The 26,107-nt window shown below is 36.6% G+C and carries 24 protein-coding genes and 1 tRNA gene; 22 read left to right on the plus strand and 3 right to left on the minus strand.

Features of this window, described 5'->3' with window-relative positions:
• Positions 1–8 precede the first annotated feature (8 nt).
• From H3T80_RS11665 to xthA, 3 genes are all read right to left on the minus strand, one after another.
• Positions 9–1,679 carry a molecular chaperone HscC gene (locus H3T80_RS11665; protein ID WP_232350203.1) on the minus strand — a complete coding sequence of 557 codons (1,671 nt, stop codon included), beginning with the start codon at positions 1,677–1,679 and terminating at the stop codon, positions 9–11.
• Between the two features lie 198 nt (positions 1,680–1,877).
• Entirely contained in the window at positions 1,878–3,227 is a 1,350-nt protein-coding gene (gene xseA, locus H3T80_RS11670; RefSeq protein ID WP_198201802.1) for an exodeoxyribonuclease VII large subunit, read from the minus strand.
• A 23-nt stretch (positions 3,228–3,250) separates the two neighbouring features.
• Positions 3,251–4,057 carry an exodeoxyribonuclease III gene (gene xthA, locus H3T80_RS11675; protein ID WP_110446946.1) on the minus strand — a complete coding sequence of 269 codons (807 nt, stop codon included), beginning with the start codon at positions 4,055–4,057 and terminating at the stop codon, positions 3,251–3,253.
• Between the two features lie 115 nt (positions 4,058–4,172).
• Between xthA and tyrA the strand changes: the two genes are divergently transcribed.
• The 22 genes from tyrA to prfB all read left to right on the plus strand — a co-directional run bounded on the left by tyrA (position 4,173) and on the right by prfB (position 26,107).
• A complete protein-coding gene (gene tyrA, locus H3T80_RS11680) occupies positions 4,173–5,294 on the plus strand; it encodes a bifunctional chorismate mutase/prephenate dehydrogenase (protein ID WP_110446934.1) in 1,122 nt (373 codons plus the stop codon).
• Positions 5,295–5,383: 89 nt separating this feature from the next.
• A complete protein-coding gene (glmM, locus tag H3T80_RS11685; protein ID WP_198201803.1) occupies positions 5,384–6,721 on the plus strand; it encodes a phosphoglucosamine mutase in 1,338 nt (445 codons plus the stop codon).
• A gap of 253 nt (positions 6,722–6,974) precedes the next feature.
• On the plus strand, positions 6,975–7,757 hold the full coding sequence (atpB, locus tag H3T80_RS11690) for a F0F1 ATP synthase subunit A (protein ID WP_110446932.1): 783 nt from the start codon (positions 6,975–6,977) through the stop codon (positions 7,755–7,757).
• A gap of 36 nt (positions 7,758–7,793) precedes the next feature.
• Positions 7,794–8,021 (plus strand): F0F1 ATP synthase subunit C, encoded by a 228-nt coding sequence (gene atpE, locus H3T80_RS11695; RefSeq protein WP_370527378.1) that lies wholly within the window; start codon positions 7,794–7,796, stop codon positions 8,019–8,021.
• Positions 8,022–8,045: 24 nt separating this feature from the next.
• Positions 8,046–8,516 (plus strand): F0F1 ATP synthase subunit B, encoded by a 471-nt coding sequence (gene atpF / locus H3T80_RS11700; protein WP_034901512.1) that lies wholly within the window; start codon positions 8,046–8,048, stop codon positions 8,514–8,516.
• Between the two features lie 13 nt (positions 8,517–8,529).
• Positions 8,530–9,063: a F0F1 ATP synthase subunit delta gene (gene atpH, locus H3T80_RS11705; RefSeq protein ID WP_065614741.1), complete on the plus strand. Its 534-nt coding sequence runs from the start codon at positions 8,530–8,532 to the stop codon at positions 9,061–9,063.
• An 11-nt stretch (positions 9,064–9,074) separates the two neighbouring features.
• Positions 9,075–10,616: a F0F1 ATP synthase subunit alpha gene (atpA, locus tag H3T80_RS11710; protein ID WP_034901516.1), complete on the plus strand. Its 1,542-nt coding sequence runs from the start codon at positions 9,075–9,077 to the stop codon at positions 10,614–10,616.
• A gap of 14 nt (positions 10,617–10,630) precedes the next feature.
• Positions 10,631–11,500, plus strand: coding sequence for a F0F1 ATP synthase subunit gamma (gene atpG / locus H3T80_RS11715; RefSeq protein WP_065614742.1), 870 nt, complete (start codon positions 10,631–10,633; stop codon positions 11,498–11,500).
• Between the two features lie 47 nt (positions 11,501–11,547).
• Positions 11,548–12,930, plus strand: coding sequence for a F0F1 ATP synthase subunit beta (gene atpD, locus H3T80_RS11720; protein ID WP_034901521.1), 1,383 nt, complete (start codon positions 11,548–11,550; stop codon positions 12,928–12,930).
• Between the two features lie 26 nt (positions 12,931–12,956).
• Positions 12,957–13,382, plus strand: a complete 426-nt coding sequence (locus tag H3T80_RS11725; RefSeq protein ID WP_034901523.1) for a F0F1 ATP synthase subunit epsilon — start codon at positions 12,957–12,959, stop codon at positions 13,380–13,382.
• A 265-nt stretch (positions 13,383–13,647) separates the two neighbouring features.
• Positions 13,648–16,857, plus strand: a complete 3,210-nt coding sequence (recC, locus tag H3T80_RS11730; protein WP_198201804.1) for an exodeoxyribonuclease V subunit gamma — start codon at positions 13,648–13,650, stop codon at positions 16,855–16,857.
• An 8-nt stretch (positions 16,858–16,865) separates the two neighbouring features.
• The gene (locus H3T80_RS11735; protein WP_198201805.1) at positions 16,866–17,663 is read left to right on the plus strand and encodes a TatD family hydrolase; all 798 of its coding nucleotides are present in this window, start codon (positions 16,866–16,868) and stop codon (positions 17,661–17,663) included.
• A 42-nt stretch (positions 17,664–17,705) separates the two neighbouring features.
• Positions 17,706–18,671 carry a bile acid:sodium symporter family protein gene (locus tag H3T80_RS11740; protein ID WP_198201806.1) on the plus strand — a complete coding sequence of 322 codons (966 nt, stop codon included), beginning with the start codon at positions 17,706–17,708 and terminating at the stop codon, positions 18,669–18,671.
• Between the two features lie 130 nt (positions 18,672–18,801).
• Positions 18,802–20,190, plus strand: coding sequence for an MFS transporter (locus H3T80_RS11745; protein WP_198201807.1), 1,389 nt, complete (start codon positions 18,802–18,804; stop codon positions 20,188–20,190).
• Positions 20,191–20,209: 19 nt separating this feature from the next.
• Positions 20,210–20,842, plus strand: a complete 633-nt coding sequence (locus tag H3T80_RS11750; protein WP_198201808.1) for an MBL fold metallo-hydrolase — start codon at positions 20,210–20,212, stop codon at positions 20,840–20,842.
• A 106-nt stretch (positions 20,843–20,948) separates the two neighbouring features.
• The gene (locus H3T80_RS11755; protein WP_198201809.1) at positions 20,949–21,539 is read left to right on the plus strand and encodes a biotin transporter BioY; all 591 of its coding nucleotides are present in this window, start codon (positions 20,949–20,951) and stop codon (positions 21,537–21,539) included.
• Positions 21,509–22,102: a YiiX/YebB-like N1pC/P60 family cysteine hydrolase gene (locus H3T80_RS11760; RefSeq protein ID WP_198201810.1), complete on the plus strand. Its 594-nt coding sequence runs from the start codon at positions 21,509–21,511 to the stop codon at positions 22,100–22,102. Before H3T80_RS11755 ends, H3T80_RS11760 begins: the two co-directional genes overlap by 31 nt.
• Positions 22,103–22,196: 94 nt before the next feature.
• Positions 22,197–22,272 (plus strand) — tRNA-Asn (locus tag H3T80_RS11765).
• Positions 22,273–22,485: 213 nt separating this feature from the next.
• A complete protein-coding gene (locus H3T80_RS11770) occupies positions 22,486–23,214 on the plus strand; it encodes a type 1 glutamine amidotransferase (protein ID WP_086359650.1) in 729 nt (242 codons plus the stop codon).
• Positions 23,215–23,242: 28 nt separating this feature from the next.
• A complete protein-coding gene (locus tag H3T80_RS11775) occupies positions 23,243–24,073 on the plus strand; it encodes a VanW family protein (protein ID WP_198201811.1) in 831 nt (276 codons plus the stop codon).
• Positions 24,074–24,207: 134 nt separating this feature from the next.
• Positions 24,208–24,834: a Fe-Mn family superoxide dismutase gene (locus H3T80_RS11780; protein WP_198201812.1), complete on the plus strand. Its 627-nt coding sequence runs from the start codon at positions 24,208–24,210 to the stop codon at positions 24,832–24,834.
• 174 nt (positions 24,835–25,008) lie between these two features.
• Positions 25,009–26,107 (plus strand): peptide chain release factor 2 gene (gene prfB, locus H3T80_RS11785; RefSeq protein ID WP_108720836.1). Its coding sequence is split into 2 segments (ribosomal slippage): positions 25,009–25,083 and positions 25,085–26,107, totalling 1,098 coding nucleotides; the frame shifts between segments, so codons are not numbered across the junction.

Consider the following 26,107-nt stretch of genomic DNA (forward strand, 5'->3'; position numbering starts at 1 on the left):
GGTAATGATTATCGATTAAGCTCGCTAAGATTTACCTCGATCTCACTGCGTACTTGCTCGATTTCTTCAGGATTCTGCTGATCAAGTACTTGCATAAAAGCTTCAATATATGCTCCAATTAATATTCGTTCATCACCCAATGACTGTGCCCATGCTCGTTCTAGTCGCGCTAATAAAGTACGATTTGGCATTTCATCACGCGGATGAATCTTAAGGGCAGCCAGACGTTCATGGCTCTCTTGTTTTTGCTTATCTGTTAATCCTATTGGACTATGATCAATCACTTTGCCATGCAATACGCCAGTTTCAAGCAATACTACATCAACTTCGAGCAAACCATTTAAATCATAACTAAAACGAACATCAATCCCTTGTATTTTTTCCATTGGCTTTAAAGGAACTTCAAATTCATCAATTAGAACATTATTTTCTACCCGAGGGTTTTCACCTTGATAAACTGAAAGCATAATGCTTTTTTGTTGTGGGTGTGTCGTAGAAAAGGTTTTTACTTTTGACGTTGGAACAATTGTATTACGTTCAATAATCGGCGTAAATAAACCATTTATATTACCAGAGCTACTTTCAATGCCTAGCGTATATGGGCACACATCGGTAAGAATCACTTCTTCAACATCAACATCACGTAAACGACATGCCGCTTGCACTGCTGCCCCTTGTGCAACAATAGTCGTTGGATTAATGTGTCGGTAAGGTAATTTGGCAAATAATTTGGTTACTAACTCTCGCACTACACCTAACTGTGATGAACCACCAACTAAGACAATATGCTCAAGTTCATTAGGTTTTAAGCGAGCATCACTTAGAGCCTGTTCAACAGGTGCTCGTAAGCGATTAAGTAAAGGTAACCAAATTGATTTAGCTCTTACTTCATTTAATGAAAATTGCCACAACTTATCTTGCCACGACCAAGTCAAATTATGTATTTGTTCACCACTTAGTTTACATTTTAGTTGTTCGGCTAAATCTAGCAAACGAGCATAATCATCAATAGGTATGTCGGCTTGTTTGATTTCCCATTCGCTTAAACAAGCTTTAACAAGTTCATGAGTAAAATCTTCACCACCTAAGTAATTATCACCAGCTGAAGCATGAACCTCAATGATTGGCATGCTATATTCCAACACAGTAACATCAAATGTACCACCACCTAAATCAAAAACTAAGGTATTTCCAGATTGTTCTTCATGTAATCCATACGCCATGGCGGCAGCTGTAGGTTCATTAATTAAACGCACAGCATTTAAGCCAGCTAGCTCAGCAGCAAAGCGAGTCTGTTTACGCTGTTCATCATTAAAATAAGCAGGTACAGATATTACTACATCACGAATCTCTTGTTTTAAAAAAGCTTCAGCATCGGCTTTTAATGATTTTAAAACCAATGCGGAAAGTTCAGTTGGAGTGAATTTTTGCTCACCTAATTCAAAAACTTTACTTGAGCCTAAAAAACGTTTGAATGCCGCAGCACTACGGCTAGGATGAGTGGTTAAACGTGATAAAGCAGCATGACCAACTAAAATAGAGTTATCTTCATCAATGCTGACCACCGATGGCGTAACAACTTCGCCGATAGCGTTGGGAATAAGCGTTGATTGACCATTTTGCCAAACACAAATCAAACTATTGGTAGTACCTAAATCAATACCTATTGGAGGATGCATAACCACTTTATTCTCTTAGTATTTTTTAATAAATTTGCTGAATATTATATCCTTAATACTATTTAAGATACAATTTTATCCAATTTCGCACATTAAATTTATTAAATAAGATAGACTATTAATAAAAACAAAATAGCTAAATAAAAAGTTAATTTTCAATTAAGCTATAATAAGTTAATTTTTCAAATCTTAACAAAACTATTGTGAATTAGATTTTTTATTAATCTCAATAATTTGACTAGTTACTTTGCCACTTTTTAACTGTGTTTCAATAATTTCTCCAATAACGACTTGTTCAACTGAGCGTATCACTTTGTGTTGCTGATTAGTTGTTACTGAATAACCTCGTTCTAGGGTTGCTAGTGGACTAACACTATTCAGCTGAGATGTTTGTAATACAAACTGATGCTTAGCATCTGTCAGCTTGTTTTGAATCAAATTAATGATTTGTTGCTGTTTTTGCTCAAGGCTTTGCCCATAATAAAGAATTTTATGTTGTGGTGAAACACGAACTAAACGTTTATCAAGTAGGTTATGGCGATAAGATTGCCTTAATAAATATTGCTGCATATTTTCAAACAAGGCATGACGGCCAGTTAATAAACGATTTAATTGTTTCGATAATTTTGCTTGAGGGTGCTGTGTTTGTAATTGATGGCGCCATTTATTTAAGCGTTCTCGTCGGCGCATTAAATAGTAATCCATCGCCATGCATAAATATTGTTCTTGAACTTGCAAACGCTTAATTTGCTCTAGTTTGTCTCGACTTACCAGCTCGGCCGCTGCGGATGGCGTTGCTGCACGAACATCAGCAACAAAATCGGCAATCGTAAAATCGACTTCATGACCAACAGCACTGACAATCGGTATTCGGCTAGCAAAAATTGCTCTTGCAACCACTTCTTCATTAAATGCCCAAAGATCCTCAAGTGAGCCCCCGCCCCGCCCAACTATTAGCACATCACATTCTTGGCGTACATTGGCAATTTCAATCATCCTTGCTATTTGGGCAGCCGCTTCATTACCTTGTACCTGAGTTGGATAGATAATCAAATGCAAACTAGGATCGCGTCGATTTAATATCTGACAAATATCATGCAACGCAGCTCCAGTTGCTGAAGTAATAATTCCAACCGTACGAATATTATCGGGTAATGTTTGTTTATAAATAGGATCAAACAATCCTTCTTCTGACAGTTTTTGTTTTAACTGCTCAAACTTTTGTTGTAACAATCCGGCACCCGCGGGTTGCATTTTATTAATGACCAATTGATATTCGCCACGTGCTTCATAAAGCGTTACCGAAGCATTTACCAACACTTGTTGACCATTTTGTGGAGTAAATCCGGTGCGAAAATTACTATTACGAAACATAGCACAACGCACTTGAGCAACTTCATCTTTTAGTGTGAAATACCAATGGCCAGAAGAAGGGCGAGAAAAATTAGAAATTTCCCCCACTAACCAAATTTGTCCAATAGCATCAGAAAGCAGATCTTTAACCATTTGGTTAAGATCTTTGACCGATAAAATCGAACTGCTTTGCATACTATTATCCTTATGGTTGAAGTTTAATCTAAATCAAATTGTGCCCAGATCGGTGCATGGTCAGATGGCTTTTCCATGCCGCGAATATCATAATCGATACCGGTTTGCTGACAATATTGCTGTAACTTTTCGCTGGCTAATATTAAATCAATTCTTAATCCTGTTTCACTATCAAACCCTTTAGAGCGATAATCAAACCATGAATATCGTTGCGATTCAGGATTAGCATGACGATAAGTATCAGTATAACCAAGAGACATTAAATTATTTATCCATTCACGCTCTTCAGGCAAAAAAGAACATTTACCAGTACGCAGCCATCGTTTACGACTTTCATCAGAAATACCGATATCTAAATCAGTTGGACAAATATTCATATCCCCCATAATTAAGGATAATTGACTATTAAGTTGCTGGCTTTGTATGTACTGATTTAAATCCTGATAAAATTTACGTTTAGCAGGGTATTTGATTTCATGGTGTAAACTTTCTCCCTGAGGAAAATAGCCATTGATAACGATTAAATTACCTTGGCTAGTCGGTAATTCAGCCATAATTAATCGACATTGAGCACCTTCCTCATCAGTTGGAAAACCACATTGAACTGATAATGGTTTTTGCTTAGTCAATAATGCCACGCCATAATGCCCTTTTTGACCATGAAAATGTAAGTGATAACCGAACTGTGCTAGTTCCTCAATTGGAAATTGATCGTTATGAACTTTGGTCTCTTGCAAGCCAATGATATCAGGCTGATGTTTATCAATAATCGCAGCTAATTGGTGAATTCTTGCCCGAAGGCTATTAATGTTAAATGAGATAACTTTAATCATAAATTTATTGTATTTGATTTAATTTTGCTATTAACCCATGCTACCAAAAATACGTTATACTGTTAAGCAATTACAGTAAAAGCTATAACTTGTGATAAAGGATCCAGCAAATATGTCAAAGGAATTACTTGCATTGCGCAATAAAATTGATGAAGTAGATAAATCGATTTTATCTTTAATTAGTCAGCGACTAGCATTAGTTGCCGAAGTTGGTGAGGTGAAAAGCGAGCATGGAATTCCAATTTACGATCCAAAACGTGAAGCGGATATGTTAGCTAAACGGAAACAAGAAGCCGAAGATTTAGGTATATCGCCTGCGCTAATTGAAGATATTTTACGTCGTTTAATGCGTGAGTCTTATATTAGTGAAAATGATAAAGGATTTAAAAAAGTTTACTCCGGTAAAGGATCAATTGTTATTATTGGCGGTAATGGCCAAATGGGCCGACTATTCGCCAGATTATTTACCTTATCTGGTTACCAAGTCAAAACACTAGGCTCAAAAACGATGCATCAAGCTGCAGAAGTAGTCGCTGATGCAGCTGCAGTTATTGTGACAGTGCCTATCAACAAAACTTGTGAAATAATTGAACAATTACCACCACTACCTAAAGATTGCATTTTAACTGATTTTACTTCAATCAAAGTCAAACCATTACAAGCGATGTTAACTAAACATGCTGGCCCTGTAGTTGGCTTACATCCTATGTTCGGCCCTGATGTACCTAATTTAGCTAAACAAGTTATTGTTTACTGTCAAGGACGTTACCCAGAACAATACCAATGGTTAATTGAACAAATGCGGATTTGGGGAGCAAATTTATGTGCAATTGATGCTAAAGAACATGATAAATGCATGTCATTTATTCAAGCATTGCGTCATTTTACTTCATTCTCATATGGTGTAAATTTACAACGAGAACACGCTGATTTAGAGCAATTAGTTACCCTATCATCACCTATTTATCGACTTGAGTTAATGATGGTAGGCCGATTATTTGCTCAAGATCCAGTGCTTTATGCCGATATCATCATGGCGTCAGATGCCAACATTGAATTAATTAAACGCTACTATCAATGTTTTGGGCAAATGGTTGAATTAATCGAACAAAGAGATAAAACAAAATTCATTGAGAATTTTAATGAAGTAACCAAATGGTTTGGTAATTATGCCGAACGTTTTATTAAAGAAAGCCAAGTATTATTGAAGTTTGCTAACGATAATCGAGAATAGTTTAGCTAAGCACTTTTATAAAATAGCAGTAACGTTAACATTATAACGCTGGCAATGAGTTAAATAAAAATTCTGTATGAGGAAATAACATGTCTAATCGGAAATATTTTGGGACAGATGGTATTCGTGGAAAAGTTGGAGAATATCCTATAACGCCTGATTTTGCTCTCAAATTAGGTTGGGCTGCTGGGCGAGTACTGGCTAAAGATGGTGTAAAAAAAGTCATCATCGGTAAAGATACTCGCATTTCAGGCTATATGCTAGAATCAGCATTAGAGGCAGGATTTGCTTCGGCTGGTGTTGCAGCTGCATTTACTGGGCCAATGCCAACACCAGCGATTGCTTATTTAACTCGCACATTTCGTGCTGATGCAGGTGTAGTCATTTCTGCCTCACATAATCCTTTCTATGATAATGGCATTAAATTTTTCTCAAACGAAGGACGCAAACTTGATGATGCAATTGAGTTAGAAATCGAAGCACAACTAGAAAAAGAGATCGATTGCGTCGAATCAAAACAGTTAGGTCGAGCCAGTCGAATAACCGATGCTGCTGGTCGATATATTGAATTTTGTAAAAGTACTTTTGATCACGATTTAAGTTTATCAGGCCTAAAAATTGTGGTGGATTGTGCAAATGGAGCCACTTACCACATTGCCCCGAAAGTATTGCGTGAGCTTGGCGCCAAAGTGATCAAAATTGGCTGTGATCCTGATGGCGTTAACATCAATGAAAATTGTGGTGCCACTGATGTAAAAGCGTTAACTGAGCAAGTTATCAATGAAAAAGCCGATTTAGGTTTCGCTCTTGATGGCGATGGCGACCGTATTATTATGGTTGACCATAAAGGTAATAAAATTGATGGTGACTTAATTATTTATATCATCGCTCGAGAAGCATTAAGACAGGGTCAGCTTAAAGGTGGTGTGGTCGGTACGCTAATGAGTAATATGGGACTGGAAATCGCCCTTAAAAATCTTGGAATTCCATTTGTAAGAGCAAAAGTCGGCGATAGATATGTCCTTGAAATGCTAGTTGAAAAAAATTGGCGATTAGGCGCTGAAAATTCAGGTCATGTTCTACTGCTAGATAAAACGACTACCGGTGATGGTATTGTTGCTGGCTTACAAGTTTTAGCTGCCATGGTACGCAATAATATGTCATTAGCTGATTTATGTAGTGGTATGACAATGCTACCACAAATATTAATTAATGTCCGTTTCTCTGGTAAAGATGATCCATTAATGAACCCTGAGGTCAAATCAGCTATTGCACAGGCAGAACAACAACTCGGTAATAATGGACGAGTACTCATACGTAAGTCAGGTACAGAGCCTCTTATTAGAGTGATGGTTGAAGGTAGCAATCAATCACAAGTTCAGCAACTTGCTGAAAAAATTGCTGATGCGGTTAAACAATCAAATTAGCCTATTTTTTCTTCATTAATTAGGCTATTGGTGAAAATTATTTCTAATAAAGTGACTATTAAAGCTGTTATTCTTTACGCAAAATTAGTAAAAAGTGTCTAAATTCTTTATTTTTTTAATCAGTTGTTGACTTAATATAGGCAATTAGGTTTAAAATAACAGCTTCGGTTATTGCAGTAATTGTTTATACCTTTTAAGGTAAAAAATATAACAAGCTGTAGTTTTTATTTTTAGAAATAGGTAAGAGGGTTATATGGCAGTTTCCTCTCCAGCTTCACCGCAAGCTTATATAAAACACCATCTAGAGAACTTGCAAGTCGGTTCTGGTTTTTGGACCTTTAATCTTGATTCATTGTTCTTTTCAATTTTACTTGGTGTGCTGTTTTTATGGATTTTCCATCGTGTTGCAAGGAAAGCAACGAGTGGCGTACCAGGTAAACTTCAATGTGCAGTCGAGATGATCTTTGAATTTGTCAATAATACCGTCAAAGACATGTTTACTGGCCAAAATAAACTTATTGCTCCTTTAGCGCTTACTGTGTTTATTTGGGTATTTTTAATGAACTTACTAGATCTGATCCCCGTTGATTTCCTACCTTACGCTGGGCAATATTTAGGTTTATCACATTTAAGAGTCGTACCGACAGCTGACGTTAGTATTACCATGTCAATGTCTTTAGGTGTCTTTGCACTTATCATCTTCTATTCAATCAAATATAAAGGGATTACAGGTTTTATTAAAGAATATACTTTACATCCTTTTAATCATTGGGCATTTGCACCAATTAACTTAGTCCTAGAACTTGTTAGTTTATTAGCTAAACCTGTCTCATTAGGATTACGACTTTTCGGTAACATGTATGCAGGTGAACTTATCTTCATCTTAATTGCAGCACTATTACCTTGGTGGTCACAATGGGTATTATCATTACCATGGGCTATTTTCCATATTCTGATAATTACCTTACAAGCATTTATTTTTATGGTGTTGACGATTGTCTATTTAGCGATGGCTTCGGCAACAGAAGATCATTAATTTTTAAATTTTTTTGATAATAAACTGGAGTATATAATGGAAATTTTATATGTAGCCGCAGGCTTAATGATGGGATTAGCTGCAATCGGTGGTGCAGTTGGTATTGGTTTATTAGGTGGTAAATTCTTAGAAGGTGCTGCTCGCCAACCAGAATTAATGCCTATGTTACGTACCCAATTCTTTATCGTTATGGGCTTAGTTGATGCGATCCCTATGATTTGTGTAGGTATTGCGTTATATGTCATTTTTGCTGTTGCAGGCTAATAATAATTTAAGAGGAATTGTCTCATGAATATGAACGCAACTCTCCTCGGCCAAGCAATTACATTTGTATTGTTTGTTTGGTTCTGTATGAAGTTTGTTTGGCCACCCGTTATCCGAGCGATTGAAAAACGCCAAAAAGAGATAGCAGATGGACTTGCTTCAGCAGAAACAGCAAAAAAAGATTTGGAATTAGCCAAAGCAAATACATCTGACATAATGCAACAGGCTAAGGTTGAGGCTAATGCAATTATTGAGCAAGCGAATAAACGCAAAGCAGCCATTCTTGAAGAAGCACAACAAGAAGCTTCTCGTGAAAAAGAAAGGATTGTTGCTCAAGGACTTGCTGAAGTTGAAGCTGAGCGCAAACGCGCTAGAGAAGAGCTTAAACAACAAGTCGCTACACTCGCTATTGCCGGTGCAGAAAAAATTATTGAACGTTCTGTTAATGAAGCCGCTAACAGCGACATCATTGATAAACTCGTAGCTGAACTATAAGGAGAATAGAGCAATGGCTGACTTAATTACGATTGCTCGCCCTTATGCTAAAGCCGCTTTCGACTTTGCTGTTGAAAAAAATAGCATCGAATCATGGCACAAAATGTTGGTGTTAACATCTGAAGTGAGCAAAGATGCTCAAATAAGAAGTATCTTAACATCTGACATGAAAACTGATTCAGTGGCTAACTTACTCATCAATATCTGTAAAGATGTATTAGATGAGTTTAGCACTAATTTTATTAAAGTTATGGCTGAAAACAAACGTTTATCTCTTCTTCCTGAAGTGTTAAGTTTGTTTGAGCAATACTGTTTAGACAAAGAAGCACAAGCAGATGTTGAGGTTATTTCTGCTAATGAGCTTACCAGTGAACAACTTGATAAAATTTCTGTCGCAGTCGAAAAACGTTTATCACGAAAAGTAAAACTAAAATGTCATATTGATAAATCGCTCATTTCTGGTTTTATTATTCGTACGGGCGATATGGTTATTGATAGTAGTATCAGAGGGCGTCTAAATCGACTAAATGACGCTCTACAGTCTTAAGGGGACTGATAATGCAGCTAAATTCAACTGAAATAAGTGAACTAATTAAAGAGCGGATAGCTCAGTTCAATATTGTGAGTGATGCTCACAATGAAGGAACTATCATATCTGTAAGTGATGGTATTCTTCGAATCCACGGATTAACTGATGTAATGCAAGGTGAAATGATTGCATTACCAGGCAACCGTTATGCAATGGCATTAAACCTTGAAAGAGATTCTGTTGGTGCTGTGGTCATGGGACCATACGAAGACTTATCTGAAGGGATGAAAGTGCAATGTACTGGCCGTATTTTGCAGGTACCAGTAGGTGATGGTTTATTAGGCCGTGTTATTAATACCCTCGGTGAACCAATTGATGGTAAAGGTTCTATTCAACATGATGGATTTTCACCAGTAGAAGTGGTTGCTCCAGGTGTTATCGACCGTCAATCAGTTGACCAAGCATTACAAACTGGTTATAAAGCGGTTGACTCAATGATTCCAATTGGTCGTGGTCAACGTGAACTTATCATCGGTGACCGTCAAACAGGTAAAACCGCATTAGCAATTGACGCCATTATTAATCAACGTGATTCTGGTGTTAAATGTATTTATGTTGCAATCGGTCAAAAACAATCAACTATTGCTAACGTAGTGCGTAAACTTGAAGAGCATGGTGCACTTAAAAACACAATTGTGGTTGTGGCATCAGCATCTGAATCTGCAGCATTACAATACTTAGCACCTTACGCTGGTTGCGCCATGGGAGAATACTTCCGTGATCGCGGTCAAGATGCATTAATTGTTTATGATGATTTATCAAAACAAGCGGTTGCTTATCGTCAAATTTCATTATTACTTCGTCGTCCACCTGGACGTGAAGCTTACCCTGGTGATGTATTCTATCTTCACTCTCGTTTACTTGAACGTGCAGCTCGTGTTAACGAAGCTTATGTTGAGGAATTCACTAAAGGTGAAGTAAAAGGTAAAACTGGTTCATTAACTGCATTACCAATTATCGAAACTCAAGCTGGTGACGTTTCGGCGTTCGTACCAACAAACGTAATTTCGATTACTGATGGTCAGATCTTCCTTGAAACTAGTTTATTTAACTCAGGTATTCGTCCAGCGGTAAACCCTGGTATTTCGGTTTCTCGTGTTGGTGGTGCTGCACAAACTAAGATAATGAAAAAATTATCTGGAGGTATTCGTACTGCACTTGCACAATATCGTGAATTAGCAGCATTCTCACAATTTGCCTCTGACTTAGATGAAGCAACAAGAAATCAATTAAGCCATGGTGAAAAAGTAACTGAATTACTCAAACAAAAGCAATACTCGCCAATGACTGTTGCTGAGCAATCAATTGTACTTTACGCTGCAGAGCGTGGTTATCTTGAAGATGTTGAACTTGCTAAAGTATTATCATTTGAAACAGCACTTCTTGCTTATGCCCATAGTCAATATGCCGATTTTGTTAAGCAAATCGACGAAACAGGCAATTACAATGATGAGATTGAAAACAAGTTAAAAGCAATGCTTGAAAGCTTTAAATCAACTCAAACTTGGTAAGGGTGAGGTAACAAATGGCTAATGCAAAAGAAATTAGAACGAAAATTGCCAGTATCCAAAGTACGCAAAAAATCACCAAAGCGATGGAAATGGTAGCTAATTCTAAAATGCGTAAAACGCAAGATAGAATGGCGGCTAGTCGTCCATACGCTGAAATGATTCGTGAAGTAATTGGACATTTAGCGTTAGCTCAAATAGGCACTAAGCATCCTTATCTGGAAGAAAGGGATGTTAAGCGAGTTGGCTATCTTATCATTTCAACCGATCGTGGCTTATGTGGTGGATTAAATATCAATCTTTTCAAAACTGTTATTGCTGATATGTCAGCATGGCAAGAGAAAGGCGTTGAAGCAGATGTTGCTTTAATTGGTTCTCGGGGTGTTTCGTTTTTCTCTTCAGTAAAAACCAACATTTTAACCCAAGTAACCAATTTAGGTGATGAACCAACTTTATCTGATTTAATTGGTCCGGTAAAAACAATGCTTGAGGCATATGACAACGGTAAAATTGATAAACTATATATTGTAACCAATAAGTTTATTAATACTATGTCGCAAAAACCAACAATACAGCAATTATTACCATTACCGGCTTCAGAAGATAAAGAACTTAAAGCTTCATCATGGGATTATATTTATGAGCCTGATGCAAAATCATTATTAGATGTGATTTTACGTCGTTATATTGAATCACAAGTCTATCAAGCGGTGGTTGACAATTTAGCGAGTGAACAAGCAGCAAGAATGGTGGCCATGAAAGCAGCAACCGATAACGGTGCAAATTTAATTAATGAATTACAAATTGTGTATAACAAAGCCCGTCAAGGTGCGATCACAAATGAATTAATTGATATTGTATCTGGTGCAGCTGCTGTTTCAGGTTAGTGCTAAATATTGGCTTATAGTTAAGAAAAAGACGTAGAGGATTAAAAATGGCTACTGGAAAGATTGTCCAGATCATCGGTGCGGTGGTTGATGTCGAATTCCCAGAAGATGCAGTACCAAAGGTATATGATGCATTAGAAGTGGAAACTGGCACTGATAAATTAGTTCTGGAAGTTCAGCAACAATTAGGTGGTGGCGTTGTATGTTGTATCGCAATGGGCTCATCTGATGGTTTAAGACGTGGACTTAAAGTAGTAAATACAGGTCACGGCATTGAAGTTCCTGTAGGAACAAAAACACTTGGCCGTATAATGAACGTACTAGGTGATCCTGTTGATAAAGCAGGTCCAATTGGTGAAGAAGAGCGTTGGGCAATTCACCGTGCAGCACCAACATACGAAGAGTTGGCTAACTCAACAGAATTACTTGAAACTGGTATCAAAGTTATCGACTTAATTTGTCCATTTGCAAAAGGTGGTAAAGTTGGTCTATTTGGTGGTGCAGGTGTTGGTAAAACTGTAAACATGATGGAATTAATTCGTAACATCGCTATCGAGCACTCAGGCTACTCAGTGTTTACTGGTGTAGGTGAACGTACTCGTGAAGGTAACGACTTCTATCATGAAATGAAAGAATCAAACGTACTTGACAAAGTATCATTGGTTTATGGTCAGATGAATGAGCCACCAGGAAATCGTTTACGCGTAGCGTTAACTGGTTTAACAATGGCAGAAAAATTCCGTGATGAAGGTAAAGACGTACTATTATTTATCGATAATATTTACCGTTATACCTTAGCCGGTACCGAAGTATCTGCACTATTAGGTCGTATGCCATCTGCGGTAGGTTACCAACCGACATTAGCAGAAGAAATGGGGTTATTACAAGAACGTATCACCTCAACTAAAACAGGTTCAATTACCTCAATCCAAGCAGTATATGTACCTGCCGATGACTTAACTGACCCATCGCCAGCAACAACCTTTGCTCACTTGGATGCAACAATCGTATTAAGTCGTCAAATCGCATCATTAGGTATCTACCCAGCGGTTGACCCACTTGACTCAACCAGTCGTCAATTAGATCCACTTGTAGTTGGTCAAGAACATTACGATTGTGCTCGTGGCGTACAGTCAATCCTTCAACGTTATCAAGAATTAAAAGATATCATTGCAATTCTTGGTATGGATGAATTATCAGAAGATGATAAATTAACTGTTGCTCGTGCACGTAAGATTCAACGTTTCTTATCTCAACCATTCTTCGTTGCGGAAGTGTTCACCGGTTCACCAGGTAAATATGTACCATTAAAAGACACAATTAGCGCTTTTAAAGGTATTATGAATGGTGATTATGATCATATTCCTGAACAAGCATTTTATATGGTTGGTTCAATCGACGAAGCGATTGAGAAAGCGAAATCTCTCTAAGAGATTTATAGAACGGAGAGAGCATTATGGCACTAACTTCCTATCAATTAGAAGTTGTTAGTGCTGAATCTCACCTTTTTTCAGGTGATGTTCAGCGAATCAGAGTCACAGGACGAGAAGGTGAACTTGGGATTTATCCTGGTCACACGCCTTTACTGACAACCATTAAGCCGGGAATGGTCGGGATTGTTAAAGCCGATGGTGAAGAAGAGTTTATTTATCTATCTGGCGGTATTTTAGAAGTACAACCAACTATGGTAACAATCTTAGCTGACACCGCCATTCGTGGTGAAGACTTGGATGAAGCAAGGGCTCAAGAAGCAGTAAGACAAGCGCAAGAACACATTAATCATCCTAGCGATGATATGTCTTTTGCTCAAGCATCTGCTGAACTTTCAAAAGCCTTAGCAAAAATACGAGTTATAGAATTAACTCGTCGTTTAGGTCAATAAAGATATTGATCACTAAACTAGGCAATAAAAGGCTACAAATTAATAAATTGTGGCCTTTTTTATTATTTGCTGAACGACTATTTAAATTATCACTATCTAAAAGACACAATTTTTACCTCTAAAAAACCCCTTTCCTCAAAATTTTTATAAACCATTGGTATTTTATATAGTTATTTACTTATAAAAAGTTACTATTTAAACATGGCTAGATTTATTAATAGCAATCAGCGATAATCTGATTAATTCTATTAATATTAATGTAACTATGTTCACCATTTATCATTCTAATCAAGTCGATTTACTCAAATCACTCGTTAGCGAATTAATGCGCAGAGATCCGCTAGAACAGGTTTTTATGCCTGATATGGTTATGGTGCAAAGTCAAGGTATGGCACAATGGTTACAAATTGAATTAGCCAATGATCTAGGGATAGTTGCTAATGTTGATTTTCTTTTTCCAAGCCAATTTATCTGGCAGTTATACCAAACTCTGTTACCTAATTCACCTCAGGAAAATAGTTATAATGTCGAATCAATGACTTGGCGTTTGTATTATCTATTGCCAAAAATTATCGAGCGACCTGAATTTGATACCATTAAACATTATCTTAATATTGATAAAGAAGAACGAAAACAGTATCAACTAGCGACTCGAATCGCACAATTATTTGACCAATATTTAGTTTATCGCCCTGACTGGTTAGCCAAATGGGAAAGCAAGCAAACGGTAGCTGAACTAAATAATCATCCAGATGAAATCTGGCAATCTGAATTATGGCGACAACTAATTGCAATTAGTCAACCTTATCATCGTGCCAATATCTATCAGCAAATGTTAGACATTTTGTTAGATAATGATTTCGATCGCACAAGATTAAAATCGTTACCAAAACGAGTCTATATTTTTGGTATTACCTCACTACCACCAATTTATTTATCATTATTATCAGCACTTGGTCAACACATTGATGTCCATTTAATGTTTAATAATCCTTGCAAATGGTATTGGGGCGATATTGTAGAAAAACAGCTATCAGAGATCCAAAATACACCTGATAATATTCCTAACCCATTATTAACATCTTGGGGTAAATTAGGACGAGATAACCTATTTTTATTGCAGGAATTCAATAATAAACAAGATATTGATATTTTTGTCGATCATGAGCGAAAATGTTTATTAGATTCAATTCAGCAAGATATTTTAGAACTTTATCAAAACAGTGATGTAAAAGCACCTATAGATAAAACAGATAGATCAGTAACCTTCCACGCTTGCCATAGCGAACAGCGTGAGGTCGAAGTACTTTATGATTATCTATTATCTGCATTTGATGCCGATCCAACACTTGAATTACGTGATTGTATTATCATGGTTTCAGATATTGATAAATATGTACCCTATATTCGATCAGTATTCGGTAACGCTGAAGGACAACGCTATTTACCATTCACAATTTCCGATCAAAAAGCTCGCAACATTGATCCAATGGTGCAAGGATTTTTTGCTATTTTAAACTTTACTGAAAGCCGCTTTACCGCTGAAGAATTATTTAATCTACTTGAAATTCCAGCCATTGCCGAAAAGTTTGCCATAAGTGAGTCACAACTAACTTTATTACATACTTGGATTATTGAATCAGGTATTCGTTTTGGTCTAGAAAATGCTCACAGCTGGCTATTTGGCCTTGAACGGTTATTACTTGGTTATACCATGAATAGTGAACAAGGTGGTTGGCAACAGATACTAGCTTATGATGGTGCTACTGGCTTAGATGCTGAATTAATTGGTCAGTTAGCAGAATTTATAAAATCCGTACGTAAATGGTTAACCATTCTCAGTGAAGACAAGCCATTAACTGAATGGCAAGGCTGCTGTATTGAACTGATTAATGATTTTTTTGTTAGTAATGACTCACGTGAATCAATTTTATTAATGATTCAAGAAGAGTGGCAAAAACTGATTAGCAGTGGTTTAAATGCTAATTTTACCGATCAAATTTCAATAACTATTTTACATGATGCGATGCAATCACGATTGGAGCAAAATCACTTAGCCCATCGTTTTTTAGTCGGTAAGATAAACTTTTGTACTATGATGCCAATGCGCTCGATTCCTTTTAAATTAGTATGTTTATTAGGCATGAATGATGGTGATTATCCAAGAACATCTTTACCTCTAGATTTTGACTTAATTGCTCAAAACCCGCGTCGAGGTGATCGTAGTCGACGTATTGACGACCGCTATCTGTTTTTAGAAGCTATTTTATCTGCACAAGATCAACTCTATATCAGTTATATAGGTCGAGATATGAAAGATGATAGCGAACGTTATCCATCAGTATTAGTCGATGAGCTTTGGGATTATATTGTGCAGTATTATCATGATGCTACTGATAAAGATTCAGATAAAAACAATTCTTTAATTGATAACTTAAGAACGTTGCATACTCGCACACCATTTAATCCACAAAATTTCTTAAATGAACCTAAAAGTTATGCTGATGAGTGGTTACCTGCCGCGTTAAAAGCGGGAGAAACCCAATCATTTATCAGCGATATTACCAAAGTCATTGTAGATAATATCAATCTAGATGAATTAAAACGTTTTTATCAACACTCTATTCGGTTTTTCTTACAAAAACGCTTTAATTTTTACGTCAATTATTTAGATGACACCTTGCCCGATGCTGAAAACTTTAGCCTAGATAACTTAAAACGCTATCAAATTAATCTACAAATTTTAAATGAAATGATTGCTAAAGACTCGCAAGGTTGTGATAACTTTTACCAACGGCTTAAGTTAACTGGTGAATTACCAGATGGTGCCTTTGGTGAGATTATTTATGATGAGCTGTGTGAAGCACTGCAACCTTTAGCCAATAAAATCATTGAAGAGAGAACTAATCTATCAACCTTAGAGGTAAATTTAACTATTTCAATAGATGAACAACATTATCAATTACAAGGTTGGCTAACCCACATTCAAGCAGATGGTATTTTAACTTGGCGCCCAGCTAAACTCTCGATTCGTGATGGTATTTCATTATGGATTGATCACTTAATTTATTGTATTTTGAATTGGGATAAAACCGACAGCCAAAGTCGCTTATATGGCCGAGAAGACAGCCAATGGCGATTTTTACACATTGATGCCCCACAAGCGTTAACCCTATTAACGGATCTCGTTGAAGGTTTTATAAAAGGTGTCAACCAACCACTATTAATGCCATTACAAAGCGCATGGAGCTGGTTGCTTGCTGCATATAATCCAAAAACTGGACAAATTGAACTCAGTGAAAAAGCAATAAGCAAATTATTAACCACTTGGCAAGGTGGCCAATTTCTTACCGCAGAATGTGATAGTTATTACGCAAGGCTTTATCCCGAATTAACCGATGATCTAATAGAACAAATAATACAGTTTGCTCAGCGATATTTATTGCCGATATTATTACATCAAGTCGAAGAATAGGAGGCACTATGTTTATCGATACGCATTGCCATTTCAATTTTCCTGCTTTTGTTACCGATCTCGAGAATTCAATCAATAATATTCGCCAAGCTAAAATTAATAGCTTAATTATTCCTGCTGTATCAGCAACACATTTTAGTCAAATATTACAACTCACCGAGCAATATAGTGAACTTTATGCTGCACTCGGTTTACACCCTATCTATCAACACTCGCCGGCTGATCTTGAACAACTATCAGATATAGTTAGTACTCACCCTACAAAATTAGTTGCCATTGGTGAAATTGGCTTAGACCGTTATGACCAATCTGTTGATTGGCAACAGCAACTAGATTATTTTCGAGCTCAATTAGTATTAGCCAAGCGCTATGATTTACCCGTTTTAATCCATTCACGCAAAACACACGACATTATCTATCATGAATTACATCAAGCTAATTTGCCATGTCATGGGGTGATCCATGGCTTTTCTGGTAGCTATCAACAAGCACTGCAATTTATTAAATTAGGCTATTATATTGGTGTTGGTGGAGTAATAAGTTATACCAGAGCCAATAAAACTCGCCAAACCATTGCAAAATTACCGCTGGAAAGTTTAGTGTTGGAAACTGATGCTCCAGATATGCCGTTAAGCGGTCGCCAAGGACAAATAAATCGCCCCGAAAACATTGTCGATATTTTTAATATTCTTAGTCAATTGCGAACAGAACAGCCTTCACAAATAATTAACGCTATCTTAACAAATACCTTGACGCTATTTAGTAGAATTAATAGAATGGAAATTACAAATCCAATCAAAAGATAACCATTTAATTATTAATGATTTATCAAGAAAAGGTGATATTTTATGTCGCAGCGCTATAGTCAACTTTTTGTACAATCCATTATTTCATTAACTCGATTATTTCCTTTATGGGCAATTCTTTGTGCAATAGCTGCCTATTTTTCACCTGATACCTTTCTGCCTATGCGACCACATACATCACAATTATTAATGTTTGTCATGTTTACCATGGGGGTAACGTTAAGTATTGATGATTTTAAACGCGTCGTCACCAAACCGAAAGCAGTCATAATTTGTACTTTACTGCATTATATTGTAATGCCAGTGACTGCGTTAATCTTATCTAAACTATTCACTATGCGACCTGAGCTATTAGTCGGCATGGTTCTTGTGGGGAGTGTTGCTAGTGGTACCGCCTCTAATGTAATGATTTATCTAGCTAAAGGTGATGTAGCATTATCAGTTACTATTTCATCGGTATCAACACTGGTTGGCGTTGTAGTCACCCCATTACTCACATTATTGTTAGTGGGTACTACCGTTGAAGTTCCGGTTTGGGATATGTTGGTACATATTGTTCAAATTGTGCTCGTCCCTATTCTTTTAGGCTTGATTGTCCACCACTTTTTATATCCTGTGGTAAAAAAATGTGAACGCTTCTTGCCATTGTTGTCGATGCTTTGCATTTTATTAATTATTTGTATAGTTGTTGCTGGTAGTCATGCTCTCATTGCTCAAGTAGGTATAACCGTTATCTTTGCCGTCATTATTCATAATGGTGTTGGTTTACTTGGTGGTTATTGGGGCGGTCGTTTATTTGGTTTTGACGAGTCCACTTGTCGAACTATGTCTTTAGAAGTAGGTATGCAAAACTCTGCGTTAGCTGCAACATTAGGTACAACCTACTTTTCAGCATTATCGGCACTGCCTGCTGCGGTCTTTTCTGTTTGGCACAATATTTCTGGTTCACTATTGGCTGGTTATTGGCAAGGAAAACCCGTTAAAAATAAGAAAAAATCCAGTAATTAACAGTGAATATTGTAAAATAGCATTCATTAGCTCTCTTACTCAATCATACCCGATGAGTATGAGAGTATAATCTTAGGATTAATAAAATTCCTCTGCTTCCAGCATATCAATCAATTTTAGGCTGAACAAAATGAATAGCGAACTACAATTACCACCTTTTGTCTATCGTATATTACCTTGGATTGCTGCATTTGCTTTTTTTATGCAATCACTCGATACCTCAATTCTAAATACTGCTTTGCCAACTATGGCCAAAGATCTTAATGAATCCCCCCTGAACATGCAGTCAGCGGTAATCTGTTATGCACTAACATTAGCACTGTTTATTCCTGTAAGTGGCTTTCTTTCAGATAAATTTGGTACCCGAAATATCTTTGTACTGGCAGTATTACTCTTTACAATAGGTTCATTACTGTGTGCTTTATCCAATTCATTAATTTTCTTAGATATATCCAGAGTAATTCAAGGTATTGGTGGTTCAATGATGGTACCAGTTTCTCGCTTAGTTTTGATTAAAGCATTTAAACGTAACGAGTTTTTAGCAGCATTAAATACCGCAACAATACCAGGATTAATCGGACCAGTACTAGGACCGGTTTTAGGCGGTTATCTAGTCGATATGGTAAGTTGGCATTGGGTATTTTTGATTAACTTACCAATTGGGGTTTTAGGGGTATTTATTAGCTTAAAGTATATGCCTAACATTAAAGGCAAACATATGCCTTTTGATTTCTTTGGTTTTCTCTTTATCGTTATTACTTTTATCAGTGCTACCCTTAGTGTCGAATGTTTAAATCAAGGTCAACAATATTATTTACCAATAACGCTTGCCATCATCAGTCTGATTTTTTTATTTATTTATCGAACCTATGCGCAAAAAAAATCTGGGCCTCTATTTCCACTATCATTATTTAATATTCGAACGTTTAAAATTGGTATTATCGGTAATTTAGTTTGTCGATTGGGCATTTCTGGCGTGCCTTTCCTTATTCCACTATTTCTACAAGTTGGCTTTGGTTATTCAGCAATTTTTGCTGGCATGATGTTAGTCCCCATGGCGATTGCTTCTATTTGTACCAGATTTTTTATTACGCGAATTCTTGCTCGTTTAGGTTACCGTTTTGTATTGGTTGCTAATACCATCTTAGCTGGAATTTTGATTCTTTTAATGTCATTAATAAACTTAGCGACACCATTAATAATATTAAGTATTTTGCTATTTTGCATTGGCGGAATCAATTCAATGCAATTTACCTCAATGAATAGTATAACATTAGCTAATTTACAAGGTGAAAGCACCAGCAGTGGTAATAGTTTAATGGCGGTTAATCAGCAATTAGCCATTAGCTTTGGCACTGGTTTTGGTGCGGTATTAGTAAGATTATTCAGCAATTCAACAACTACTATTCACGCATTTCAATTAACCTTTGTTATACTAGGTATTGTGACTATGCTATCAAGCATGATTTTTGCGCAACTAAACACACAAGATGGTAACAATTTAACGAATCGGCGCTAAGCAATTAAGGGAGAATTATATGTTTCAATATCAGATCATTCCAGTTACAGCTTTTCAAGAAAATTGTAGCATTATTTGGTGTGATGAAACAAACGAGGCTGCCTTTATTGATCCTGGTGGAGAGCCTGAACTGCTTAGAAAAGCAGTGGAAAAACTAGGCGTAAATATCAAGCAAATCTTGCTTACTCATGGCCATTTAGATCATGTTGGCGCTGCCGTAGCGTTAGCTAATCACTATAATGTTAAGATCATTGGCCCTAGTCAAGAAGATGAGTTTTTATTCTCTGGACTACCGCAACAATGTATGCAATTTGGCTTTCCTTATACGGATAGTTTTTTACCTGATCGCTGGTTAACTGAAGGGGAACAAGTTAAAGTTGGTAACATTACACTTGATGTTCTGTCCTGTCCTGGCCATACTCCTGGCCATATCGTATTTATCAATGCCAAAGATAAAATTGCTTTTGTCGGTGATGTCTTATTCAAAAGTAGCATTGGCCGTACCGACTTTCCTCGAGGAAATCATGCCGATTTAATTTCCTCTATCACAAATAAACTATTTCCGCTTGGTGATGATTTTATCTTTGTTTCTGGCCATGGTCCGATGTCGAGCTTTGGCAATGAACGAATGACAAATCCTTTTTTAGTTTAAAAAAAATTCCCTAAACAAATGTAAACCATTTTACAAGAAAATAGTTTACATAATTTGTTTTTGTATTATTATGACGCTACTATTTAGCTTTTAATGGTAGAAAATAATGAAACAGCAATTAACAACGTACTATCCAACTTATATTAATACAATATTCAACTTATCCTCTTGGCAACGCAAGTTGTGCGCAGTTACTTGTGCCGCATTGCTGCTAGGCGTTGCCGCAAATATCAGTATTCCAACCTATCCGGTACCATTCAGTCTACAATCATTAGGCGTGCTTCTGATCGGAGCTTGTTTGGGGCGTAAATTAGGTGCTTTAGCAATTCTTCAATACCTATTTTTAGGTGCATTAGGATTACCACTATTCGCCAATGGTAGCGGTGGCATTATGGCGCTTGCTTCTCCTTCTGCTGGTTATTTATATGGTTATGTATTTAGTGCTTATTTAGCTGGATATGCAGCAGAAAAAGGTTACGATCGTCGTTTTCTGTTAGGATTAGTTGCCTTTGCTTGTGCTCACCAGTTGTTATTTGTCTTTGGTGTGGTCTATTTAATGGGGTATTTACATATTTCCCTTAGCGAAGCGATACAAGTAGGCTATTTACCTTTTGTTGGTGTGGATGCACTTAAATTTATCATCGCAACTTGTGTCATGTTTTCATTATGGCGTCATCACGCGAAAAAACATCAATAACAATGCAATCTGGCGATATTATTTTTCAATCCCAGCATGAAGAAAGCGAATTTAATAAAGCGATTACGCATTCTGGTTCACAGCTTAGCTCGGATGAGATAATCAATCAGATAAGCCATGTTGGTTTATATATTGGCAATAATATCGTCATTGAAGCCACTCAAAAACATGGGGTAATCCAACAGCCCCTTAACAACTTTTTAGCTAGCGCTCAATATAATCTAGTAGCAACCATTTATGATGATTCCGTCATTAAAAACGCATTAATGCGGGTGCAAACCTGTCTAGGGTTGTCTTATAACCATAGTTTTCGCGAAGATGATAAAGGGTTTTACTGTAGTGAACTGATTACTTATGCTTTCAAGTATCCATCTGGTGAAGATTATTTCCAACGTTATCCTATGAACTTTAGCGATTTAGCCACAGGCCAAATTTTGCCTTATTGGATCAAATATTATCAAGCATTAAATCAAACAATCCCTGAAGGAGAACTAGGATCACATCCACAACAACTACTCAGACAAAAGACATTATTCAAGACAATCCGAATACTTGAAGCATAATAATCGAGATAATCTGCTACAAAAAACGCATTTTAAACAATTTAACTATTGACATAGCGTCATTAAATCTATAATATGCGCGCTACATTTCGGTTCCTCCATAGTTCAGTCGGTAGAACGGCGGACTGTTAATCCGTATGTCACAGGTTCAAGTCCTGTTGGAGGAGCCAACTTTCCGAATGTTGAAATCTGCTCAAGCAGATTTTTTTATGCCTATTATTCTTCTGCTCTATAACTTATTTGTTTATCGCCTATTGATATCTTTACTATTGTCTTTCTTAATAAAAGATTCATAATAATTATCGCGCTTAATTTTCCATATTCACATCTAATGGCAATTGAGTATTCTGATCGATAATAGTTAGGTTAAAGGAGATTTACCAATGCATTTGCATTTTATTATTCATGAAGATTTCGAAGCTCCTGGAGCTTATGAGCAATGGGCTAAAGAACATCGTTATACCATTAGTTATTCTCGTGTTTATCTTGGTGAACCTCTTCCCAACAATGTAGATAATATTGATATGTTGATTATTATGGGTGGCCCACAATCACCAGCAACAACCAAACAAGAGTGCCCTCATTTTGACTCGCTAGCGGAACAAGCAGTAATATTATCGGCTATCAATTCAAAAAAAATCGTACTTGGCGTCTGTCTTGGTTCACAATTAATTGGTGAAGCTTTAGGAGCCCCACATGGTCATAGTCCGGAAAAGGAAATCGGTAAGTTCCCTATCACCTTAACTGAAATAGGTAAAAATAATCCTTTATTTGTTGATTTTGGCAAGGGTTTAGCTGTCGGCCATTGGCACAATGACATGCCAGGTTTAACCCAAGAAGCACAAATTATTGCCTATAGTGAAGGCTGCCCACGACAAATCATTGCTTATGGTCCTTTAGTATATGGTTTTCAATGTCATATGGAGTTAACTTTAGATGTTGTTGAACAACTGATTGCTCACTCAGAAAGTGATCTTAATCAAGCAGCAAAATATCGTTTTGTTGATACACCTAGCCAACTTCGTTCCCATGATTATTCTGAAATGAATCAGAAACTGTTTGGCTTTTTAGATAAATTAAGCCTTAATTATTTATCACTTATAAAAAAATAAGCAATTTAGTAGTTAGGATGGTTGTTGTATGCAAAACACTATTGTAGATAAACCTAAAAAACGCAGTAATTTAAGGTTAAAATTAGGTAAGGAGTATTTTATTCTCAAACGTAAACTAGATTGGTGGCGCAACCGTCACGCCTATAGTGTAATTGATAAGAATAATAATACTTGCAACTATTCTCATAAAAAACATCAATCGGTATTGTTAAGGCAACTGAAAGATGTTGATATGTATTTGCAATATAACAAAATTACTAACCTTCGCTTAGCAATTGAACAGCTCGACGGTTCGATAATTAAGCCCAATCAACGATTTTCAATTTGGCAAAAAGTTGGTCGACCATCTAAGAAACGCGGCTTTTTAGAAGGTCTCTCATTACATAATGGCCAAATCGGCAAAGATATTGGTGGTGGTTTATGCCAACTTGGCAATTTGATTTACTGGATGGTATTACATTCAGATTTAACCATTATTGAACGATGGCGTCATAGTTTTGATGTTTTTCCGGATGTTAACCGTACTATTCCATTTGCTTGTGGTGCAACGCTTTCTTATAACTATATCGATTTACAATTACTCAATAAAACCAATACAACGTACCGACTTAATCTTTGGTTAGATGATGAATATTTACATGGTGAACTGCTTGCCAATACACCTTTATCTTATCACTATGAAATATTCGAAACCGATCACGTTATTGAACAACAATGGTGGGGCGGATACACTAGACACAATAAGATATGGCAACGAAAAACCCATTTGCTCGATAATCAAATAGAGGAAAAACTCATTAGTGAAAATCATGCAATTATGATGTATACACCTTATTTAACACAACAAAACGAAGTATAAAAATTATACAGCAATGATATTAAATTAGATAGTCATAAACTATCTAAACAATAGTTTGTGGGATATATAGATAGACCGTATACTCGATAGTATAAATGAGTTAAAAATACTTAATAAATGAAAGGAGCAATTTCATGGCTTATACATTACCCCCTTTACCTTATGCTTATGATGCTTTAGAGCCTTATATTGATACTGAAACAATGCATCTTCATCATGACAAACATCATCAAACTTATGTAAATAACGCTAATGCATTATTAGAATCTCTACCTGCTGAAGTTAAAGACTTTTGCCCCGAAACATTACTAAAAAATCTAGACAAAGTCCCTGCAGACAAAGTTACTGGTGTTAAAAATAATGTTGGTGGTCATGTTAACCACACCCTATTCTGGGAATTATTAAAAGTTGGAACTGAACTTAAAGGTGAACTGAAAGCTGCTATTGAAAAAGACTTTGGTTCAGTTGATGCATTTAAAGAAAAATTCTCAGCTGCTGCGGCAACTCGTTTTGGTTCTGGTTGGGCATGGTTAGTATTGAAAAATGATAAGCTAGAAGTGGTTTCAACTGCTAATCAAGATTCCCCAGTTATGGGTGAAAAATTCTCAGGCGTTTCTGGCACACCAATTTTAGCGCTTGATGTTTGGGAACACGCTTATTATTTAAAATATCAAAACCGTCGTGCTGATTATATTGGTGCGTTTTGGAATGTGATTAACTGGGATAAAGTAGCTGAATTATACGCAGAAGCGAAAAAATAAGCTCATTTAAAAATATCACATTATAAAAATGACGCAATATGCGTCATTTTTTATTTATTATTCATTTACATTATTATCAATGATGTGAACAAATTGGTAATTGCTAAGTTATACTTAAATCCGTTACAATGTAGGATTAATTAAAAAACTTAAAAATTAACAAAACAACATAATATGTTTGAAATTAATCCTATCAAATCGAAAATAGCCGAATTAACCGAGCGAACAGATGTGATTCGGGGGTATCTTTGACTACGATCTCAAGAAAGAACGTCTTGAGGAAGTCAATGCTGAATTAGAACAATCGGAAGTTTGGGCTGATCCAGAAAAAGCACAAGCATTAGGTAAAGAACGAGTAATGCTTGAAGAGATCATCAATACCATTAATTCATTAGATCAAGGACTTGACGATGTTGAAGGCTTGCTTGAACTTGCTGTTGAAGCTGAAGATCAAGATACTTTCGATGAAGCAAGTCTAGAACTAGAACAATTAGAAAAAAAACTAGCTGGCCTAGAGTTCCGTCGAATGTTCTCAGGTGATTATGATAGTGCTGATTGTTATTTAGATATCCAATCTGGATCTGGTGGCACTGAAGCACAAGATTGGGCGGAAATGCTACTTAGAATGTATCTCCGTTGGGCTGAATCAAAAGGATTTAGTACCGAAGTGATGGAAGTATCAGATGGTGACGTAGCAGGCATTAAATCGGCCACTATTAAGGTATCTGGTGATTATGCTTATGGTTGGTTACGTACCGAAACTGGCGTTCATCGCTTAGTTCGTAAAAGTCCATTTGATTCAGGTAACCGACGTCATACATCATTTGCATCGGTATTTGTCTATCCAGAAATTGATGATAATATTGATATTGATATCAACCCTGCCGATCTACGTATTGATGTTTATCGCGCATCTGGTGCCGGTGGTCAGCACGTTAATAAAACTGAATCTGCTGTTCGTATTACCCATGTGCCAACAGGGATTGTGACTCAATGTCAAAACAATCGCTCTCAGCATAGTAATAAAGATCAAGCGATGAAACAGCTCAAAGCGAAACTTTATGAGCTGGAAATGCAGAAAAAGAATGCCGAAAAACAGCAGATGGAAGAAAATAAATCCGATATTGGTTGGGGTAGTCAAATCCGTTCATATGTACTTGACGACTCGAGAATTAAAGATTTACGTACCGGCGTCGAAACCCGTAATACTCAAGCCGTTTTAGACGGTGATTTAGATCAATTTATTGAAGAAAGCTTAAAAGCAGGTTTATAA

Source organism: Gilliamella sp. W8145 (assembly GCF_016101145.1).
In the GTDB taxonomy this organism is placed as follows: domain Bacteria; phylum Pseudomonadota; class Gammaproteobacteria; order Enterobacterales; family Orbaceae; genus Gilliamella; species Gilliamella apis_A.

What these genes read in the sequence shown, in the direction of transcription:
- recC (WP_198201804.1), top strand. Translation starts at nt 13,648, where the DNA reads ATGTTCACCATTTATCATTCTAATCAAGTCGATTTACTCAAATCACTC.
- xseA (WP_198201802.1), bottom strand. Translation starts at nt 3,227, where the DNA reads ATGCAAAGCAGTTCGATTTTATCGGTCAAAGATCTTAACCAAATGGTT.
- atpD (WP_034901521.1), top strand. Translation starts at nt 11,548, where the DNA reads ATGGCTACTGGAAAGATTGTCCAGATCATCGGTGCGGTGGTTGATGTC.
- atpB (WP_110446932.1), top strand. Translation starts at nt 6,975, where the DNA reads ATGGCAGTTTCCTCTCCAGCTTCACCGCAAGCTTATATAAAACACCAT.
- H3T80_RS11770 (WP_086359650.1), top strand. Translation starts at nt 22,486, where the DNA reads ATGCATTTGCATTTTATTATTCATGAAGATTTCGAAGCTCCTGGAGCT.
- H3T80_RS11760 (WP_198201810.1), top strand. Translation starts at nt 21,509, where the DNA reads ATGGCGTCATCACGCGAAAAAACATCAATAACAATGCAATCTGGCGAT.
- H3T80_RS11750 (WP_198201808.1), top strand. Translation starts at nt 20,210, where the DNA reads ATGTTTCAATATCAGATCATTCCAGTTACAGCTTTTCAAGAAAATTGT.
- H3T80_RS11745 (WP_198201807.1), top strand. Translation starts at nt 18,802, where the DNA reads ATGAATAGCGAACTACAATTACCACCTTTTGTCTATCGTATATTACCT.
- atpG (WP_065614742.1), top strand. Translation starts at nt 10,631, where the DNA reads ATGGCTAATGCAAAAGAAATTAGAACGAAAATTGCCAGTATCCAAAGT.
- H3T80_RS11775 (WP_198201811.1), top strand. Translation starts at nt 23,243, where the DNA reads ATGCAAAACACTATTGTAGATAAACCTAAAAAACGCAGTAATTTAAGG.
- atpF (WP_034901512.1), top strand. Translation starts at nt 8,046, where the DNA reads ATGAATATGAACGCAACTCTCCTCGGCCAAGCAATTACATTTGTATTG.
- H3T80_RS11665 (WP_232350203.1), bottom strand. Translation starts at nt 1,679, where the DNA reads ATGCATCCTCCAATAGGTATTGATTTAGGTACTACCAATAGTTTGATT.
- atpH (WP_065614741.1), top strand. Translation starts at nt 8,530, where the DNA reads ATGGCTGACTTAATTACGATTGCTCGCCCTTATGCTAAAGCCGCTTTC.
- H3T80_RS11755 (WP_198201809.1), top strand. Translation starts at nt 20,949, where the DNA reads ATGAAACAGCAATTAACAACGTACTATCCAACTTATATTAATACAATA.
- glmM (WP_198201803.1), top strand. Translation starts at nt 5,384, where the DNA reads ATGTCTAATCGGAAATATTTTGGGACAGATGGTATTCGTGGAAAAGTT.
- H3T80_RS11740 (WP_198201806.1), top strand. Translation starts at nt 17,706, where the DNA reads ATGTCGCAGCGCTATAGTCAACTTTTTGTACAATCCATTATTTCATTA.
- atpE (WP_370527378.1), top strand. Translation starts at nt 7,794, where the DNA reads ATGGAAATTTTATATGTAGCCGCAGGCTTAATGATGGGATTAGCTGCA.
- tyrA (WP_110446934.1), top strand. Translation starts at nt 4,173, where the DNA reads ATGTCAAAGGAATTACTTGCATTGCGCAATAAAATTGATGAAGTAGAT.
- H3T80_RS11725 (WP_034901523.1), top strand. Translation starts at nt 12,957, where the DNA reads ATGGCACTAACTTCCTATCAATTAGAAGTTGTTAGTGCTGAATCTCAC.
- H3T80_RS11735 (WP_198201805.1), top strand. Translation starts at nt 16,866, where the DNA reads ATGTTTATCGATACGCATTGCCATTTCAATTTTCCTGCTTTTGTTACC.
- atpA (WP_034901516.1), top strand. Translation starts at nt 9,075, where the DNA reads ATGCAGCTAAATTCAACTGAAATAAGTGAACTAATTAAAGAGCGGATA.
- H3T80_RS11780 (WP_198201812.1), top strand. Translation starts at nt 24,208, where the DNA reads ATGGCTTATACATTACCCCCTTTACCTTATGCTTATGATGCTTTAGAG.